Raw genomic sequence first — 19,818 nt, 5'->3', positions numbered from 1 at the left:
TAAAAAAATGCAGGACTAAAAACTGCGTATACCATCAACTATATAGACTAAAAATTAAATAGTCAACAATTCAATACACTTAATTTTAAATTTGGGCCAAATTTGTGGTTTTGGGGGCGCGCAGCGCCTGGCCTAGCGATGTGCAGCAGTGGCCCGCAGGGCCAGACCCAGCCAGCTTGCTGGCGCAGGGCCGAGCGAAGAGCGAGCTGCGAAACGTAGCGCCGCAAGGCGAAGCCGCAGCGGAGGCCCCAAAAAATAGAATTTTAAATCTGTTAAAAAAATGTTACTATTCAGTTTTAACATACTAAAATTTGGGGCTATTTTGCCTGTATTTTTTTGTCCTAAACTTTTAGTTAAGCTCAAGGAACAAAGGCCCTTTTGGGGGGAAATAGTACTTTTGTGGCCGTTTAAATATTAGTTCCCTACTGGCTAAAAAAAATTGGCTTGGCACGAAAGTAGACTAGGAGCAAAACAGAAAAAACATACTACTATACATAACTTAAACCTTAATTTATGCGATCATTTATTTATGCATTTTTAGTGCTCTTACTTTCTGTTGGGAGTTGGGGGCAGCTACAAGCTCAAGAAAGCGATGGTTATGGTGGCCATTGGTTTTTGGGTGGTGGTGGTGGTGTAGCTTGGCAACAGAGCGACGCCTGTACACAACTGGGAGGTGGTTGGACCATCTACCTAGGAAAAAACATTTATTACAGTCCGACCAAGCCCTTGTCTTTAGATTTGCGGATGCGTTATATGGGAACGGTGACTTATGGGCAGGACGATCAGTTGACGAACATTGCGAACAACAGTTTGTTGAATGGGCAGTCTAATTCTCTTTTTGACCCTGATTATTCGGTGAATAATGGGGGGACAAACTTTGTTTATCATAACCACCGCACGGCTTTTAATGATTTGTCTTTAGAGGCGCGGATCAACTTTGAGAATTTGCGTCGCAAGCACAACATTTGGTTGTCGCTTTATGGCGGTATTGGATTGGGTTGGTATCGGGTTGCTTATGATCAGTTGGACCAGCGCGTTTTGGGTTTTGATGAGGAATACATCAACCTATATAATAGTGTAGCGGGAGATTCAACTTTAAGTTCTACGGAAATTGTGGACCAGTTAGTGGGTGGTCGAGATGGCGACTATGAGACTTTCACCGATGGTTGGGGAGATTATAGCGTTATGTTTACGCCTTCTGTGGGTTTTGAGTTTGGGTATTGGGTAACGCCACGTTTTGCGATTGGTGTTGGTCATAGAGTCAACTGGACCTTAACGGATAACTTTGATGGAATTGTACGTGATGGCAATAATGAGATTCATCATTTTTCTCATTTGTTTCTTCATGGTCGTTTAACGGATCATCATGAGGAGGAGGTCAAGCCATTGCCTGACCCTCAGGCAGCGCCTCCACAGGTCAACTTCACCAATCCTTCAGGTAGTTCGGCCACAACAAACAACAGTAGTTATACGGTACGGGCAACAGTTCGTAATGTGCGTTCATCTAGTGATATTCGCTTTGTACAGAACGGGCAAATTATTGATAACTTCAATTACAATTCGGGAAATGGCAGCTTTCAAGTGACAATTCGCTTGCAAGAGGGAGCGAACAACATCAATATTCGCGTAAACAATCCTTCAGGAACAGATCAGGATGTAGCGACTATTAACTATGAGCCAATTATTCGTCAGGATCCTCCTCCTTCAGTAGTAATTACTAGTCCTTCTAGTGATCCCTATACCACCAATAGTACTACGGCATCGGTAAGAGCGACTATTCGCAACGTCAATCATAGTAACAATGTAAGCTGTACAGTAAATGGTCAATCTATGAACCACTTCAGCTTTAGTGGAACGAGCTTCAGCTTGAACAATATCATTTTGCAAAATGGCAGCAATACAGTAGTTGTATCGGCTAGCAATAATGCGGGTCAGGCTTCTGATCAGACCATTATTATTTACAAGCAGCCAGTAAACAACAACACAAACAATCCCAATCCGCCTACAGTAAACATTACGAGTCCATCTTCGGACCCTTACAACAGTTCTAGCAGCAGTACAACTGTGCGTGCTACAATTCGGAATATTCGTAGCAGCAACAGCATTAGCTTTACGGTTAATGGCCAGGTAGTTCGCAACTTTAGCTTTAGTGGGACTAGCTTTGTAGCCAGCAACATCAACCTACAGCAAGGTAGTAACAACATTGTCATTTCAGCTTCTAATCCAGATGGCAACGCCTCTGATCAGACGACTATTATCTATCAGCCAGTACGTAATGTAACCCCTCCGACAGTAAATATTACGACACCTTCTGCTAATCCGTACAATAGCAATAATAATACAGCGACAGTTCGTGCTACGATTCGCAATGTGCGCAATAGCCGAGACATTAGTTTCACGGTAAATGGGCAAGCTTCTAGTAGCTTTAGTTTCAGTGGAACTAGCTTTGTGGCTACAGGCATCAACTTACAACAAGGCAATAACTTTGTAGTTATTTCTGCTAGTAACCCTGATGGCAACGCCTCTGATCAGACGACCATTATTTACCAACCACAGCGTACACCTACGCCTCCAATAGTAAATATTACTAGTCCTTCAGCGGATCCCTATACCTCTTCGACCAATCGTGCTACTGTTCGTGCTACAATTCAGCATGTAAACAATAACAATGATGTACAGATGCAGGTAAACGGGCAGAATATCCGTAACTTTAGCTTTGCGGGAACCAACTTTGTGGCCACAAATATCAACCTACAACAGGGGCATAATGTGGTAGTGATTTCAGCTTCTAATCCCGATGGTACAGCTTCTGATCAAACCACTATTATCTACAAGCCACAGCGCGTGCCTACGCCTCCTACTGTAGATATTACTAGTCCTTCTAGTGATCCTTATACGTCTAACGCTGCTCAGATTAACATCAACGCAAGCATTCGCAATGTAAGTAACAGCAGTAATGTGCAGATGCAAGTAAATGGACAGAGCATTCGTAGATTTAGCCTTAACGGGACAAGTTTTGTCGCTAATAATGTCAACCTACAACAGGGGAATAATGTAGTAGTGATTTCAGCTTCTAATCCCGATGGTACAGCTTCTGATCAAACCACTATTATCTACAAGCCACAGCGCGTGCCTACGCCTCCTACTGTAGATATTACTAGTCCTTCTAGTGATCCTTATACGTCTAACGCTGCTCAGATTAACATCAACGCAAGCATTCGCAATGTAAGTAACAGCAGTAATGTGCAGATGCAAGTAAATGGACAGAGCATTCGTAGATTTAGCCTTAACGGGACAAGTTTTGTCGCTAATAATGTCAACCTACAACAGGGGAATAATGTAGTAGTGATTTCAGCTTCTAATTCCGATGGTACAGCTTCTGATCAAACCACTATTATCTACAAGCCACAGCGCGTGCCTACGCCTCCTACTGTAGATATTACTAGTCCTTCGGCTAATCCTTATAATACGGCCAGTAATACGGCCAGTATCCGTGCAACTATTCAGCATGTAGATAATAATCGTGCGGTAACTTTCACGGTAAATGGACAAACTATTCGCAACTTTAGTTTTAGTGGAAGCAGCTTTGTGGCCAATAACGTCAGCCTACAACAAGGGAATAACACCATTGTTGTTGCTGCCTCTAACCAAGATGGAAATGCTTCTGACCAAACTGTTATTATCTACAAGCCAACTCGCGTACCTACGCCTCCTACTGTAGATATTACTAGTCCTTCGGCTAATCCTTATAATACGGCCAGTAATACGGCCAGTATCCGTGCAACTATTCAGCATGTAGATAATAATCGTGCGGTAACTTTCACGGTAAATGGACAAACTATTCGCAACTTTAGTTTTAGTGGAACTAGCTTTGTAGCCAATAACGTCAGCCTACAACAAGGGAATAACACCATTGTCGTTGCCGCCTCTAACCAAGATGGAAATGCTTCTGACCAAACTGTTATTATCTACAAGCCAACTCGCGTACCTACACCTCCTGTTGTAACTATTACAACTCCTTCTGCTGATCCGTATAGCAGTCCAGCGAATACCACAAATATCCGCGCAAATATTCAGCATGTAGATAACAACAATAATGTTCGCTTCACGGTAAATGGTCGTACTGTTCGCAACTTTAGTTTTAGTGGAACTAGCTTTGTGGCCAATAACGTCAGTTTACAACAAGGGAATAACACCATTGTCGTTGCCGCCTCTAACCAAGACGGAAATGCTTCTGACCAAACCATGATTATTTACAAACCAGCTCCAGCGCCTACAGTAAAAATTACTTCGCCTGCAGCTAATCCACACACAGTTAGTCAAAATAAAATTGATATACAAGCCGACATTTTCCATGTTAGCTCGGCCAATGATATCCGTTTTACAGTGAATGGACAAACTAACCGCAACTTCCGCTTTAGCAACAATAAATTTACAGCCCCTAATATTCGTTTGAATACAGGCAATAATACTTTTGTTATTAGCGCAAGTAATGCACAAGGCAACGCATCTGACCAAACAGTCGTAATTTACCAACCTGCAGTGCAACCACCTACAGTAGATATTACAACACCTTCTCGTAATCCGTATACTGCAGCTAGCAATAGCACCAATATTCGCGCAACTATTCGCAACGTGAGTAGTAGCAATGATGTAAGCTTCTTGGTAAACGGTAGAGCAGTAAGCAACTTTAGCTTTAGTGGAACTAATTTTAGCGCTATCAATATCCCCTTGCAGCAAGGCAATAACAGCATTAGCATTTCAGGGCAAAATAGTGCAGGAACCGCTAGTGATGCCATCACAATCATCTACAATCCCGTTCCTGCTCCAGATGTACGTAACCTTAATGTAAGTGTTGCTCCCAACCTCAATAAGTGTTTTGCCGCCGTTTCTGCAGAAGTACTTAATGTGAGTGGTAAAAATGAGGTGAGCTTCCAGATAAATGGCCGTACAATCTCTGACTTTACCCTAGCTGGCAATCGATTCAATGCCCGTGTGGATGTGAGTAACCTCGGAACTGGAACTATCTCTTTTGTCGTTTCTGCCCAAAATGCTGGCGGTAGCGACACTGAAACAGAACGCACAAGCCTAGCAGATTGCTCTAGCAACATTTCTGGAGGAAACTCTAGCACAATTGGTGGAAATAACAACAGTGGTGGTAATAACAACACCAAAAATCCGAATAATTCAGGTGGAAATAACGGCGTCAATAGCCGCCCCAAACCATCTGTTACCTTCACTAGCCCTCGCCTTGGAACTAGCTCTGTACGCACAATCAACGTTAGTGCAACGATCACAAATGTAGATAACCGCAGCCAAGTTCGTTTCAAGCTAAATGGGCAAAACATGACTAACTTCCAGCTCTCAGGAATTAACTTCCAAGCCAATAACATAGGCTTACGCGCAGGAAGCAATATCCTAGAAATTACCGCTACAAATAATAATGGTAGCACTACACAAACCTTTGCCATTACCTACAATGCTGGTGGAGGAACAAGTAATACCGCTGATCGTAATGCCAACAACAACCAGAACAACTCTAGCAATAGTGGTTCTACCGTTGAGGATAAAAAGCAAAACAATAAGCGGACGAATAAAACAACTACGACCAAAAATCAAAAACGTCGTGGAAGTACTACCACTAAAACTGAAGAGGAGAAAGCTGAAGAAGCCAAATCTCAAAAAAGAAGAGGCAACTAATGCTTAAGCATTTTCTTTAAGTACCTAATTTAAGTAGGGCCTGTCGGAGCAAATCCAACAGGCCCTTTTTTACGCCCTCTAGCTCAATGAATACTATCTTTATCCCTACTATTTCCTATCTTTTCTAAGCTCCTTTATATTTTTGGGCCTCCGCAGCAAAGCTGCCTGGGTCTGGCCTGACGGCCACTGCTCCACATCGCTAGGCCATCACTCCACTTTTGTCCGCTACTATTAACTATCTACTCCGGTCTAAAACTATGACAAACCTCCCTAATGGACAAAAAAAGACCTGCCCACAAAAGCGAGCAGGTACTAACCCCTAAAAAATGTATGAAGAACAAGTAGTTCTAATATAATAGATTTTTTTTTCTTTTGAAATAGCTCCCTGTTTTTTAACATTTATTCTCAAAAACATGACAACTGCAACCCGATATAGGGCAATACTAAAATAGCCTAAGGCTACGACAAAAAATAGCTGACCGTACAGATTTAACCTTCAACAACAGGAAAAAAACAGCCCAACAAATCTATTCTATTGTCTATCAAATATATAAAAAGACTTAAATTGTACTTAAGACATTTAATTGCAAAAAAAGACCTGCCCACAAAAGTGAGCAGGTACTAACCCCTAAAAAATGTATGAAGAACAAGTAGTTCTAATATAATGTATTTTACATTAAAAAAAAGGATTTATACTATTTTCTTGTCCCTATCCTTCAAAAAAGGCAACTTTTTCCGAATATCCAACAATTGATCTATGTTAATCTCTATACTTTTAATTTGCTCTACAGCTTTAGATTGAAATAATATTTCGCCATCAGGAGCAATAAAACTACTAAATCCAGAATAGTACAAATCTGTGCCATCCAAACCTACTCGATTTACAGCAGCTACATAAACCTGATTTTCGATAGCTCGGGCCTGTAATAGGGCTCGCCAATGAGCGCTGCGCTTGTCGGGCCAGTTGGCCACATAGATTGCTAAATCATATTGTTCTTCTTCCCAGTTGCGATTCCAAGCGGGAAAGCGAAGATCATAGCAAATAAAAGGGCAAATTCGCCAGCCTTTATACTCAATGATGATTCTTTCTTGGCCCGCCTCATAGTGCATATCTTCTTGGGCCATGCTAAACAAATGCTTTTTATCATAGATCTTATACTCGCCAGTGGGGGGCATCCAGACAAAGCGATTAAAATACTTTCCTTGCTCTTCAATGATTAGGCTAGCCGCCAAAACGGCCCCAAATGCTTCTGCTTTTTGTTGCATCCATTGCATAGATAGCCCCATCATAGGCTCCGCCAATTTTTGAGGCTGCATACTGAAGCCCGTGTTAAACATTTCGGGCAAAATGATGAGATCTGTTTGAGCTTGGGCCAAAGGCGCCAAGAGCTCATCAAAATGGGCCAAGTTGGCCGCAGGCTTTTCCCAAACCAAATCGGCTTGGACCAAGGTGATATTCATAAGATGATGATTTTAATGATGGTAATTTGGTCCTTTGGACAAGACAGGCGGCGGAGCCGCCGCAAAGGAGCGAAGCGACTGGCCTAGCGATGTGCAGCAGTGGCCGTCAGGCCAGACCAAGGCGCTGCAAGCGCCGCAGGGCCGAGCGACCCGACCAACGGGAGCCGACGCAGCGAAGCAAGTAATAGCGAGCTGCGCAACGTAGCGCCGACGAGCGTAGCGAGGCGGAGGCCCCAAAACAGCAGCCAATTCCAAGAAGCTAAACAACTGAGTTGGACCGCTTAAATTGGGCAGCGTATTGGCCCTAAGTAGATTAGAAAGTGGCGAGTTGTCGCTTATACATTTTCCAGACGACCCAGAAATAATAGAAAACGGGCAGGCCAAGTCCAAGGCCAAAATAAGTCCAAAACTGGGCATTTTCTTGGGGGATATATTGGGCCAAAACCCATTGGAAGCTGTAGCTTGCATAGCCCAAAAGGCCGAGTAGCAAAATGCCTGAGAGGCCCATCATTAGGCTTCTAGAGAGTCGCCAAAGTTTTCGGCCACGGGCTTCATTTTTGAGGGCAATTTTATCGCTAAAGCCCAATAACTTTTGGCGAATATAAAGCAATAGTGGCAGGGGGAAAATGGGCAAAAGGAAGCCCGCCAAGGCAAAAATACCGCCTAGGTAAATGAAGCCCAAGAAAAAGGCTTTGAGTGCCAAGAGGAAATCCATAACTTTAGTATTTTAATCAGCTGTCCAAAATATAGAAAATATGCGGTTTTTCCTGAAAAACTACTTCCCTTTCCTGCTTGGCCTTTTGGCCCTTTTGTTAAGAGTTTTTTGGGGATTTTTTCCGGCTCATTGTGAGACCTATTATGCTCGGGGCATTTTTTTGTCTATTCGGAAAGGGCTAGATGCTTTGTTCTCGGGTTTGCCTTTTGCTGCTTTTTATTTGTTTTGGGCCAGTTTCTTTGTTTGGGGGGCTTATCGTTTGTGGGTTGCTTATCGGGCTAGGCCCTTTGGGGGGTGGAAGAAATTTTACTGGATACAATTGCGGGCTTCGGCTAATTTTGTGGGTGTGATTGTCAGCCTTTTTTTGGGCCTTTGGGGCTATAATTATGCTAGAATTCCTTTAGAGGAGCAGTTAAATTTAGCCGTTGCGCCCTTGAGTCAAGAAGAACTACGGGCCGAAGGCGCCCTGATTCTTGAGCGAGTGGCTCAAGCTCGTTATGAAATTGCTCCCTTAGATAGCTTTGCCTTAGATAGTGCGATTTTGCCTAGGGATTTAGTGGCTCATCTGCGGACTTGTTTGGAGGGGGAGTTGGCCAAATTGGGCTATCCCCATCAGGCGAGTTTTAAATTGCGGGCCTTGCAGCCCAAGGGCTTGGGCTATGGCTTTAACGCCTCTGGTTTTTATTGGCCCTTTACGGGAGAAGCCCATATAGAATCGGCCCTACATCCTTTGCAACAGCCCTTTACGATAGCCCATGAGCTGGCCCATGGTTATGGCTTTGGCGATGAGGCCAGCTGTAATTTTTTGGCTTATATCGCTTGCAAAGCTTCTTCTAATGCCTTTGTGCGCTATACGGGAGAGCTGGCCTATTGGCGCTATGTTTTTTCGGAGCTAAAGTATAGTGATTATGGCTATTATCGCTATATGAGAGACCAAATTGACCGAGGCGTTCATCAAGATTTAGAAGCTATTTATGCCCAAATGCAGCCCTATTTTGAGTTTGTGCCGGGCCTGCATGGCATAGCCTATGAAACTTACCTCCAAATGCAGGGCGTAAAAGAGGGACTAGACTCCTATGACCGCATGGTTTTATTGGTTTATGCCTGGGAAAAGCAAAAGCTAATCGAGTAGATACTGAAGTTCTGGTCCAAAATGCGTTTTGATCTGTTCTTTGACGCCCTCTTTAGCTGCCGTATGCAGATAAAACCGTAGCTCGCGCAATTGTTCTAATTGAAGGAAAGAAGGAGGCAACACCAAAGAGGGGCTATAAACCGAAAAGCTTTGATAAAAAGATAGGCGCTGCAAATTGGGGAGTCCTTCCCAATTTTGGGGAAACTCTTCCAAGAGGTTATAAGATAAATCTAAATCCTCTAAGTGAGGCAAATCAAATAAGGCTTTGGGCAGAGCTGTTAGGCTACAATTTTTGAGCGAAAGCGCCCGCATATTTTTCAATTGGCCCAAAATAGTAAGCCGCTCCTGATCTACCTGCTGCGCCCCCTTAGAGAGTTCTTCGGTTTGTTTATAATAACTGCCCACCAAACCAATTCGACACTGACTAAGGTCCAAGATTTCTATATCAAAATCCGCTAATTCGGCCGGAAGATGCTCTAAATACTGGCCCGATAAATCCATAGTTTTGGCCTCTTCTTGGTAGAAATGAGCCAAAAGACGGCGTTTTTCCTCACTATCCTCGCTATACCGAAGCAAAAAAGCCAAGCCCTCTTTATTCTGCTCAAAAGCGAGGGCGGCCATAGCCAAAGGGTTTTCTAAAGGCAACCGTTGCCCTTCGGGCAGGCTTAGTTCGCTAAAATGAGGATAATTATGAAAAGGGGTATAGGCTTTAAGGCTCTGAGAAGGCCTTTTATAATTGGCCAAGCCCAAACGGCGCAATTTAGGCGCCCGACAAAACTCTTCGGGCAAGGCCAAGCCTTTTTGTAAATTCACCTGACAACTGCCCGTCAACTCTAAAGCCTCTAGTGCAGGTAGTTGAGCCAAGAAACTAGGAAAATCCTTGAGATTATTTCGCCCCAACTGAATCCGCTTGAGTTTTTTAAGCGAAAGCAAAGCCTTGGGCAATTTGCGCAACTGATTACCCGATAATTCTAAGACCTCCAAGGCTTCTAGCTCCGCTATTTCTATTGGCAAACGCCGCAAAAAGTTATCACTCAAGCGAAGATGTCGCAAGCCTTTATGGGCCAAAACTGCCCTTGGAAACTCCTCCAAACCTGCTTGCGAAAGATCAATCAGATCCCCAGTCGTACAAAAACTCAAATCCGCATCCGCCTTTCGCCCACCATCCAATAAATAATAAGCCCCCAACTTATAATCTTCATACAGCCATTCCGCCAATAACTGCGCTGGCAAACCCGCCTCCGCCTCACAAAGATGAAGCTGCTGGGCCAAAGTTTTCTCCTGAGAAGATAAGAGCAGAGAACGGCTAATCTGCTCCCAGTAAAAATCCATCACAGCCGATTTACCTACTTTAGGATTAGCCTTTAGCAGACGCTGAGCTTCTTCTCGAATAGAGGCAGAAGCCGAAAATTGATAGACATAAAAAATAGCCGCCTGCAACTGTATAGGCTGCGGCCCCTCAGCCAACAGACTAAAAGCCAAAGCTACATTTTGTGGCTCTGGACTCCGCAACAACAGCAGTAAGTTTTCTAATTCCTCGGCAGTAAATCGATTGGGCATAAATTTATTTTTGGGGAGCTTGGGGAGGCTCAGTCACTAAGAAAAAATCATAAGGACGCAATAGCTTTTGCAAAACGAGATTCTGGGCCAAATAAAAATGATCCTCATCCCGATCTACAAAATAACGAATAACTCGCTCTCGCAAACCCGGACGGCCATCACCACGATCATAAGAAGGATTGATCACTGGATAAATGCTCAATTGCTCTTTTTTCCCATCCTTAAACTCATAACGCATTTGGGCAAAAGGAACCGTTTTCACAATGGAATCTCGCAAGGGCGCATCATAAATTAAACGCTCGGCTCCCATAAACTCCATTTCTTCCAAATAAGCTGTGATATATTCCTTTTTTACACTCCCCTTTGCAACGTTATCACCATTGGGCATCTGATATAAAGGACGCAATTCGTACTCCTCTCCCCCATTACAATCTATATGAAAAGAATATGGACGCTGCTCTGGCGAGTAATATTCCATTTCTACCGAACGAATGTTTTTCGAATTAAGACGTAACATCGCTTTATCTCTTAAGGCCTCCTCTCTAGTCGTATAACGAGTGTCAATACTCCCCGAAAACTTAGGCAAATAGACCATATAAGGTACCTCAGCACCTTCCATCACCGCAAAAGTAGCTTGCCCCGCATCCGCAGGCCCCCCAATATAGTAGGTCCGCATCTTCTCATCTCTTTTGTTATAAAGCTCTACCTTAACCCCTATACTTCCAATTCCCTTGAGCACCGAATTTACCGAAGGCGCAGGCACGCGATTTCTCGCCCGCACTTTCTCAATCGTCTCCATTAAGTTGTTAAATGCATTGGGACTAGGCGTAAACACCTTGCCCGTAACCTGATTCGTATAGGTCCAACTTCCATCATCCTGCTTCTCAAAAAGAGCCTGATTGCCTCGCTTATCCGCCAAAAAGATTTTATGTAAAACCTCCCTTGCATTTTCTACCGCAAATTGCGTGTGCTCTACCTCTGCAAAACTATCTTTATACTCTTCCTGTCCTTGCCAAACCCAATAAGCCAAACCCAATAAAAGGAGCAAAATAAGAGCTAATAATCCAATCCGTTTCATATTCTGTTGTTTGATATAAGCTCCAAAGATAAGGAGCCAAAAGGAAATCTAAAACCTAAATAATCCTCTTGTCTTTTTCTTAATTCTTTAGGGGCTGCCCCTCCCTGCGGTCGGGTCGCTCCACTTCGCAGCTCGCTCTTCGCTCGGCCCTGCAGCCCTACGGGCTTTGGTCTGCCGCTGCGCGGCCCTGCTCCGGCAGCTCAGCCTGCGGCCCTACGGGCCTGCTATCCGCAACAAGACGAAGATAAATTAACGGTCTCCAATAGGATAGCTGCTAAACAATCCATCTCTTCCCCCATTTCTAATTGGCCCTTGTCCCCCCAAACAGCCTATTCTTTAGCTAAGTGGTAGAAGGCCTAGCGCTGTGGAGGGGTGGCCGAAGGCCAGACCCAGGCGGCTTTGCCGCCGCAGGGCCGAGCAGGCCTGCGAGCCCCGCAACATAGCGCCGCAGCTTTGCTGCGGAGGCCCCAAAGCATCAGTAGGGACAAAAAAAAACAGCCCAACAAAACGGTTGAGCTGTTTAGCGTTTATCGCCTTTTGGGATAAAGACTACTTATTTTATTGTTTGACAAAGCGGAGGTTATAGCTTTGACTAGCTTGTTGGATGCGCAAGAAATAGATTCCAGCCGCAAAATCTTGAAGAGGCAGCTCAAAGCGATTTTGTCCTTCTTCTACAGCAATATTGCTAATTGGGCTAATTTGGCGACCAAGGGCATCGATAATTTGGAATTGGATATCGCCAGCCTGATAACTATGGAAAAACAGGCTAATCTGCTCTCGGGCAGGATTGGGTTGCAGGCGAATAGCCTCCAACTTGGTCCGGCTCATATTAAGTACTTTTACAGCAGACTTATAGACCTCTCCATTGTCAAAATGTTGCAAAAGGCGATAGTAATTATAGCCATTGAGTGGCTTGAGGTCACGTTTTTGGTAGAAAGCTGCTTGGCCTTCAGCAGGGACCTGCACTAAGTCATCAAAGTCAATTCCATTAGCTGAACGTTGGAGCGTAAAGCTATTGCAGCCTTCTTCTGAGGCCGTTTCCCAGCTTAGCAAAGCAGCATCGCCTTCTCGTTCTGCATTAAAAAGGACCAAAGTATTAGCGAGTAGGGTCTCATCGGGATCGCCAAAACCAAAGCCAGAAAAGCCCGTACTAAAGCTAGCTGAAAGGGTTAGGCCATTGGCTCCGAATGCGCCTAGAGTTGCGGGAAGGATTTCGATATTATAGGCAGCATAATTCCCTGGATTCACATTAGAGATGCGGTCATTGGCCACCTTAATGATTTTGAGGTCGGCTCTTGTTTTGCCTGTAGCGGCCTCCCAAGCGGCAACTTCTGCTTCTGTGAAATAGAAAGTAGCGTTATAGGTTCCTGAAGCGTTATTAGTGCTAGGGTTCAGGTAGAAGGTTTTGGCCATCAAGGCATTTGCAGGATTTAGGTCCATGAAATTAGCCGTAGGAGCGCCATTACTTACTGTAGAGCGATCGACTTCTAGGGTGCTACAGCCATAATCCCAGGCCGAAGTATTTTCGATACTTCCCATTACATTAGTTGTAGCGGGATCATAGAAATAAACCGTTTGGTTGGGGCCTAAGAAGATATCGTCATTGTTGGCTGTATTCACATCTTCTTGGATATTGGTATTCATATTAGCTTGTAGGAGGATATTATCTAGGGCCATACCATACATCCAATCGCTACCGTCGTTGTATTCAAAGCGGAGCATTAAGTTATTTTGGCCAATATAGGCATCTAAATTACTATTGACGGTTACCCAGGGAGTAGTAATGCTACCGCCTCCATTATTCGTGAATGTATTGCTTAGTGTAAGAATTTGGACAAAGGGACCTGCAGCGCCATTTGTCGAGATAGAGACAGTTCCAGTTTCGGGAGCTATATCAGCAAAAGCGTGATCAAAACTAAAGGTAGTAGAATTGGCATTAAGTAAACTAAAGACAGGAGAGTAGAGATAATCTGCGGCCTTATCGCAATTACAATTATCGTCATTGGTATAGGCAATAGTTGTTGCATTGCTATTGTCGATGGTCCAGAATCCGCTAGAAGCTGTAGCGGCAGTACCTAAGCCAAAAAGATCAGAGCCTGTATTTCCGGAGGTAGTAAATCCACCTACACCAGATTCAAAATCTACATTAATTACATCTACTAATTGATTTGCGATAGGGGCATAATCATCATCTTGTACAGTAAATACATGTTGTCTAGTATCTGCGGTAGTGAGTATAGCATCGCCTACAGTGGTAAGGTTCATGCCGATAGTTAGGCCTTCTGTAGCCTCAATTTCTCCATCATTATAGATCCGAACGGTTAGGGTTTGGGTATTTTGTTGGCCAGCAAGAAAAGTGACCGAGGCGGGAAAAAAGTCGTAGTCTAGGCCTTGAGTAGCGGTTCCGGAGGGAACAAAAGTCACGACAGCATCATCGGAGGGGGGCAGAGCGATATTGAGGTCTAGGGTAAATTCTTGGTAATTGCAATCTGTACCTTCAGCTACAGTGGTTTGATCCAAATCAAAAGCAATAGTAGGAGTTGGGGGGGCGCATTTTGGGGAGCTAGCCAGCTCCATACGTCGGGGAGAGTTATTCATGACGACAATCATACGGGCCTTTTGGTCTGCGGTAAAGACATTCATACAGGCATCGTTGGAATAATCCATATAGTTTTCGACCATATCGACTGTTCCGCAAGAGACATGGCCAGTTGCGCAGTTGTAGTTAGCGTCATCTGATTCGGGGGTATCTGCGCAAAAATCGTCTACACCACAAACATCATCGCCCCAGATATGGCGAAGACCGAGCCAGTGGCCCACTTCATGGGTAGTTGTTCGGCCCAAATCGTAGGGAGCATTATAGCTTCCTCCAGGGGCAATAGCTGAAGAGCCGAAGGCATCGAAGGCCATAATAACACCGTCTGTATTGGCGGCTCCGCCTGTAGCGTTAAGTCCACCTAAGCCTGAAGCATCAGGAAATTGGGCATAGCCGAGGATGCCAGCCATAGAGCCGCCAAATCGGCAGGTCCACATATTTAGATAGAGCGTAGGGTCCCATTGGGTAGAGGGTTTTAGTGTCCCTTCAATTGAAGCATTAGTATTCCAGCTAGCTTGGCCTAAATCTATACGATCAATACCGTCGGTTGGGTTTCCGGAAGGGTCATATTGGGCCATACAGAACTCGATTTCCACATCTACACCAGATCCATCTCCAGGCGTGCCTGCTATTTTGCGAAAGTCTTCATTCATTACTTGAATTTGTGACAAGATTTGAGCGTCAGAGATATTTTCTCCTGTTCCCACGGCATCTCCATTATGGATGACATGCACCACAACGGGAATTGTATAAACGACAGATTTGGCTCCGGTTCTAGCTGCTTTTTGTTTGTATTCGGCTACTTTGGGGGCGATCCAGCGTTCAAAATCGTCTACATAGTTTGTATTGAGTTGTCTGCGCATTCGTTCTGCTTCCATTTCTACGGTAGCGCAGCGAATATGTCCAGAGGGTGTTTTTTGAAACTGAGTTTGATTTTGGGTAGGTCGAGGGGCATTAGCTGGTTTTTGGGCAAAAAGGCCCAGGCTAAACCCCGTAAATAGTAGTAAGGTGTAGAGTAACTTCATAGAGTTAATTTTTATTCAAACAATTGAATCCTTAGTAAATAGAGTTAGAATTTGATGTGGCAATTAAAGCAAAGGCCCTCTAGATCAAGGGGCCTTAGAGAGGTTTTGAATAAGTCTAAGTACAAAAGTAAGCAGTTCGCAGTTTAAAATTCAAAATTTTATGCAATAAAAACCAATTTTACAGATATATTATTTTGGCTAACTTCTTAAAATCAAAAAATAGAATTAAGTGTAAAGCCCTAGCCATTTATAAATGGCTAGGGCTTTAGTTCGTTACAGCTTTTTATCCTTTTTTTTCTAAAAAAATGACACCTTATAGTTTTAGGGAAATAGAAAAAAGGCCCAGAACTTAGGTTCTGGGCCTTTGCGTGTAGAGCCGCCGCAGGCGGCTGGCCTAGCGATGCGGCGGGGTGGCCGTTAGGCCAGACCGAGGCGGCAAAGCCGCCGCAGGGCCGAGCAGACTTGCGAGCTGCCGAAGGTAGCGCCTGCCGCAGGCAGGAGGCCCCAAAACAGCTATTGACTTATTTAGAGCCGGGCATGCCTGATTTTCCGCCAAAGTAAAGGTAGGGAAAGCTATCCTCTACTCCAGGTAATACTTTTTTTTGTTCTTCGGTTAGTTGTTCGTAGCAAGCTTTTACGTAGAATTGTGGGTTATGGTACCAAAATCGAATGGGGAGAGCGGGCAGCCAGGCATTTTCCATTTCTTTTTGGAGGCGGAGTTCGCCCATTGTTCGTTTGTCTCGAAAAGGGTGTCGATTAAATTTGAAAGGCGAGAGTGGGGTGTAGCGTTCTCTTACATTTTCGTGCAGTTGGTAGTGGCCTAGATCCTCGGCATCGAACCAGTGGCGTTGTCCGCAATTGGTATAGCCAGGGGCCCAAAGAATGCTAACGGGGTCTAAGTAATACTCGAAGCGGTGGACCTTATTGGGTAGAAGTTGTTCTAATTTTTCTGCAAATTTTTTGTTGCCAATTGTTCGAGGAGAGGCGAAGGTATAAACGTTTTGGACGGGCAGGCCAGCAGATTTTAGATAGGCGCCAGAAATAATAGCCATAGCGCCGCCTAGGCTGTGTCCTGTGATCCAGATTGGTTTGTGTTTAAACTCTGCTTGTTGCAAAGTTCTCATTAACTCATCTCGGATGAGGTCAAAGCTCTGCCAAAAACCTTTATGTACTTTGGTATTGATGAGGAAGCCACCTGCTTGGACGAGTTGAATTCGGAAATCGGTACCTTTCCATTCGCTCCATTCATTTTCCTCTACTTTATCGGTACCTCGGTAGACTAAAATAACAGCTCTTGGAGTGTTGACAATCATGAGTTCGGGGTCTAAGCCCTGATCTTTTTTTCCGCCCAAGTAGGCCATTTTTCGCATAAAGTGGAAGCTACTTTTGGCTTGTGGGGGCTGTTCTTCTTTCATGCCTGTTAACTGTCGGGGGTAGTCAAAATAATGAGCAAAGCGCAGTTTAAAGGCCTCTTGAAAGTTATCATCATTTACGGAAGCATGATGTTTGATCCACTCAGAGTCTGGAATATCCGTTAAAGGTTCATAGCCATTTTCCATATAGCGCAGATGATACTCCATCCGCTCTAGATACATCAATTCGGAGAACTTGGCTAAAAAAAACAAGTTGATGGGAGAAATGCCCTCTGCTTTAGGTTCAAAAAACCGAAAAGCTCCTTTTTCTTTTGCTCTAGGCTGAAACTTAAAGTCGAGTTGGGCCCAAAGCGTATTGGGCAAAAAGAATACTAAAAATAAAAGATAGTTTACAGACGCTAGTCCTTTGGTTTTCATTTAATTATTGTTTTTCCATACTGTTTAACTTCGGCGGTTTTCCTATCAAAAAATATGCCCTATTTTAAGTTTTTCGTTATACTAAAAGCAGTATTTTTTCGATTCATTTTTTCCAGCCTTCTTGCCAAACAGCAACGAAAACTAGTAGTCAAACTCCATACTTTCTAGAGGAAAGCCAAAGGCTCCTCGTTCCTGAATATAACGAGCGACGCGATCAGAGAGCATTTTTTCCCAGCCTTCTTCTGCTGCCTGAATTTTGCGTAGGGCCTCGGTAGAGCGAATATGTAAAATCTCTTCATTGTAGCCTTCTACATCTCTAATTTGGCGCTGGTCCAGCAAATGCTGATAGAGATTGCGCATTCCTTCTGGGATAGGTAAATTATGTGTTTGCAAAAGCTCACCGCTTCCCTCTTTGAGTTCTGGATAAGCGTATAGGGTTACATTTCGAGTAAATACCTCTCCAAAGGCCGTAAGTAAGCGGCCATCTTTGTTGCGTTCATATTTGCCAGACAACAGACTGAGTAATAAATTGTTTTCTAGGACCAAGCCCAAATGTTGAATTCGATAATCAAAAGCGTATCGTATCAATTTATGATAGCGGTCGCAATCTGTAATCATCACATACTGCCCCAAATGATTGAGTAATTTGGCCCGCTCCAAAAAGTTTTTCTCATCAGTGGTATTTTCCTCTCCTTGCAAGCTGTCTAGGGTCATTTCTGTCATGATGAAACAATCCATAGCCCGCTGGCTAAAATCTGCTCGAAACTGTGCAGCCGAAGCTCGAATCATGTCCAGACTTAGTAGGGTCGTAGGATTATAATTTCCTCGGACCAAGAGTAGGTTTTTCTTATACAAAAACTCTGAAATGTGCACAGGCTGCCCCTTTTTATCAAAAACAGCCACATCCGTCAAATTTTGCTCAATCAAGGATAAGAGCAGGAGACGGTTGTCAATATGTTCAAAATCTGGCCCTTTCATCCGCACAACATCAATCCGAATCCGATCTTCTAACTTATCTAATAAAGAAGCCAAAAGCTCTTTGTAGTCTGCATGATAGCGATAACAAGCATAAAGCAAGTTTACCCCTAAAATTCCGACGGCCTGCTGTTGCAAATTGGCATTTCCATCTTCCAGCTCAATGTGCAAGACAATTTCATTCGGCTCGGCATGAGGACTTAGCTGAAAGCGCATGCCCATCCATCCTTGTCCCTTAATCGTTCGGTGATAATTGATCGTAGTTATCGTATCTGCAAAGGCAAAAAGACAAAGATCTGGACGCTGTCCACTCAAACGATCCAACAACAACTCATACTCATGGTCCAACATTCGATACAAACGCGACTCACAAACATAACGACCCGATGGCTCTCGCCCATAAATATCATCACTGACTACCTTATCGTAGGCCGAAATGGTTTTGGCAATGGTGCCCGCCGCAGCCCCTACTTTAAAGAAGTAACGAGCCACTTCCTGCCCTGCTCCAATCTCAGCAAATGAGCCGTAAATTCGAGGGTCGAGGTTGATTTCTAAAGCTTTCTGTTCGGTTTCTAAAAATTGACGCATAGTTCTAGTATTAAGGCCCTGAATATACAGCTTTGCTGAAAAAAAAGAAAGGTTTGCAAACCGAGTTTACAAACCTTCTAATCACCAAAAATCAATCAAATTCTAACGCTTTGTACTATGGACCAAAAGCGGCTCGGTCCCAATACTGTCGTTTTCTATTAGCTAAGATAGAAGCATTCTACAGAAATGCAAAACTTTTGACAAAAAAAAAGTTTTTGAACTTTCCTATTCCCCAAACCAATAACCTAGCTCTTTTTGCTCTTCTAATTCATCTGCCTGCTTAGCCGATAGTTTTGGGAAAAAGTTTAGACCCGACTGCCCCTCTAAGTCTCGAATGCTCAACGCAAAACTCGCCAACTCGGCATCCGATTTTTCATTGGCCAATAAAAAGGCTATGCTCTTACGCTTTTTCAAATCAACAATGACTTTGTAAAAAGCAGTAGGGACTACAACATCCCCCGCTATCTTAGGCGCATCTGCAGGCAGTTGAGCAGGCAAAACTGGGCCCGTAATGACTAATAAATCGCCCTTTTCTAAGGCCCAATCTCGCAGATCCCCCTCAAGCTTTTTCCAAATCCCCCGATTGAAACTAGGAGCTTGCGGAGATACATTAGATAAGTAAAAACTCTCTTCCATCGCCTTGAGATCAAAATCCATATCCTCCGCCGGAATCAAATGCCCACGATCAAAACCCGAGCCCGTATAATCTGCATCACTAGCCGTTTGCCCCCCCAACTCAGGGTCCTGAATAAAGCCCGAACGACGACTCGCCCGCTCATCCACTACAGACTGGCTATCTATCCGATACATGGCCCATTCCGCATTCTTGGCATCCAAACGATAAGATAACTGATAAAACTGATGCTGGACCAACTGCCCCCCCTGCCCCTTGGGCAAATCCTGAAGCAACTCCTCTACACTCCATAATTTTTCTTCTACTGGGGCCGGACTAGGCGCTGGACTAGGCTTAGCCGCTGGCTCTGGCTGTACCGACTGACAAGACCAAAGACCAAAAAATAAACAGACTATTACAAATAAACGATTCATAAGTTTTGCTTTTGTGTTGGGCCAATCCCAACCCTTTTCTTACAAGTTTGTTAAGAAGCAAACATAAGTTTTTTTTCCCAAAGCTGCTTTCTGTGACCTATATTGCCTAATTTTCTTCCTAGGATTCCTTTATTTTCTCCTTCATTTTTAA

Annotated in this window: 10 protein-coding genes; 2 read left to right on the top strand and 8 right to left on the bottom strand. The window is 44.0% G+C overall.

Annotated elements, in window-relative coordinates; translation table 11 throughout:
* Positions 1–513 precede the first annotated feature (513 nt).
* Positions 514–5,700 (top strand): beta strand repeat-containing protein, encoded by a 5,187-nt coding sequence (locus PPO43_RS12105; RefSeq protein ID WP_272618135.1) that lies wholly within the window; start codon positions 514–516, stop codon positions 5,698–5,700.
* Between the two features lie 690 nt (positions 5,701–6,390).
* Here PPO43_RS12105 and PPO43_RS12100 read toward each other — a convergent pair.
* Together PPO43_RS12100 and PPO43_RS12095 are read right to left on the bottom strand one after the other, a co-directional pair.
* Positions 6,391–7,161, bottom strand: a complete 771-nt coding sequence (locus tag PPO43_RS12100; RefSeq protein WP_272618133.1) for an amidohydrolase — start codon at positions 7,159–7,161, stop codon at positions 6,391–6,393.
* 313 nt (positions 7,162–7,474) lie between these two features.
* Positions 7,475–7,876, bottom strand: a complete 402-nt coding sequence (locus PPO43_RS12095; RefSeq protein WP_272618130.1) for a hypothetical protein — start codon at positions 7,874–7,876, stop codon at positions 7,475–7,477.
* Positions 7,877–7,916: 40 nt separating this feature from the next.
* On the opposite strand from PPO43_RS12095, the gene PPO43_RS12090 reads away from it, so the two are divergent.
* Positions 7,917–9,008 carry a DUF3810 domain-containing protein gene (locus PPO43_RS12090; protein ID WP_272618128.1) on the top strand — a complete coding sequence of 364 codons (1,092 nt, stop codon included), beginning with the start codon at positions 7,917–7,919 and terminating at the stop codon, positions 9,006–9,008.
* Here the strand turns inward: PPO43_RS12090 and PPO43_RS12085 are convergent.
* From PPO43_RS12085 to PPO43_RS12060, 6 genes are all read right to left on the bottom strand, one after another.
* Positions 8,997–10,568, bottom strand: coding sequence for a leucine-rich repeat domain-containing protein (locus tag PPO43_RS12085; protein ID WP_272618126.1), 1,572 nt, complete (start codon positions 10,566–10,568; stop codon positions 8,997–8,999). The genes PPO43_RS12090 and PPO43_RS12085 overlap by 12 nt on opposite strands.
* A 4-nt stretch (positions 10,569–10,572) precedes the next feature.
* Positions 10,573–11,646 carry a hypothetical protein gene (locus PPO43_RS12080; RefSeq protein ID WP_272618124.1) on the bottom strand — a complete coding sequence of 358 codons (1,074 nt, stop codon included), beginning with the start codon at positions 11,644–11,646 and terminating at the stop codon, positions 10,573–10,575.
* Between the two features lie 558 nt (positions 11,647–12,204).
* The gene (locus tag PPO43_RS12075; RefSeq protein WP_272618122.1) at positions 12,205–15,267 is read right to left on the bottom strand and encodes a M43 family zinc metalloprotease; all 3,063 of its coding nucleotides are present in this window, start codon (positions 15,265–15,267) and stop codon (positions 12,205–12,207) included.
* A gap of 521 nt (positions 15,268–15,788) precedes the next feature.
* On the bottom strand, positions 15,789–17,057 hold the full coding sequence (locus PPO43_RS12070; RefSeq protein ID WP_272618119.1) for a lipase family protein: 1,269 nt from the start codon (positions 17,055–17,057) through the stop codon (positions 15,789–15,791).
* A gap of 141 nt (positions 17,058–17,198) precedes the next feature.
* Positions 17,199–18,620 carry a TonB-dependent receptor gene (locus PPO43_RS12065; protein ID WP_272618117.1) on the bottom strand — a complete coding sequence of 474 codons (1,422 nt, stop codon included), beginning with the start codon at positions 18,618–18,620 and terminating at the stop codon, positions 17,199–17,201.
* 225 nt (positions 18,621–18,845) lie between these two features.
* On the bottom strand, positions 18,846–19,667 hold the full coding sequence (locus tag PPO43_RS12060; RefSeq protein WP_272618115.1) for a DNA/RNA non-specific endonuclease: 822 nt from the start codon (positions 19,665–19,667) through the stop codon (positions 18,846–18,848).
* Between the last annotated feature and the right edge of the window lie 151 nt (positions 19,668–19,818).

It is taken from the genome of Saprospira sp. CCB-QB6, assembly GCF_028464065.1.
In the GTDB taxonomy this organism is placed as follows: domain Bacteria; phylum Bacteroidota; class Bacteroidia; order Chitinophagales; family Saprospiraceae; genus Saprospira.
Note: the sequence above shows the minus strand (reverse complement) of the source record. Positions and strands in the feature narration are given on the sequence as shown.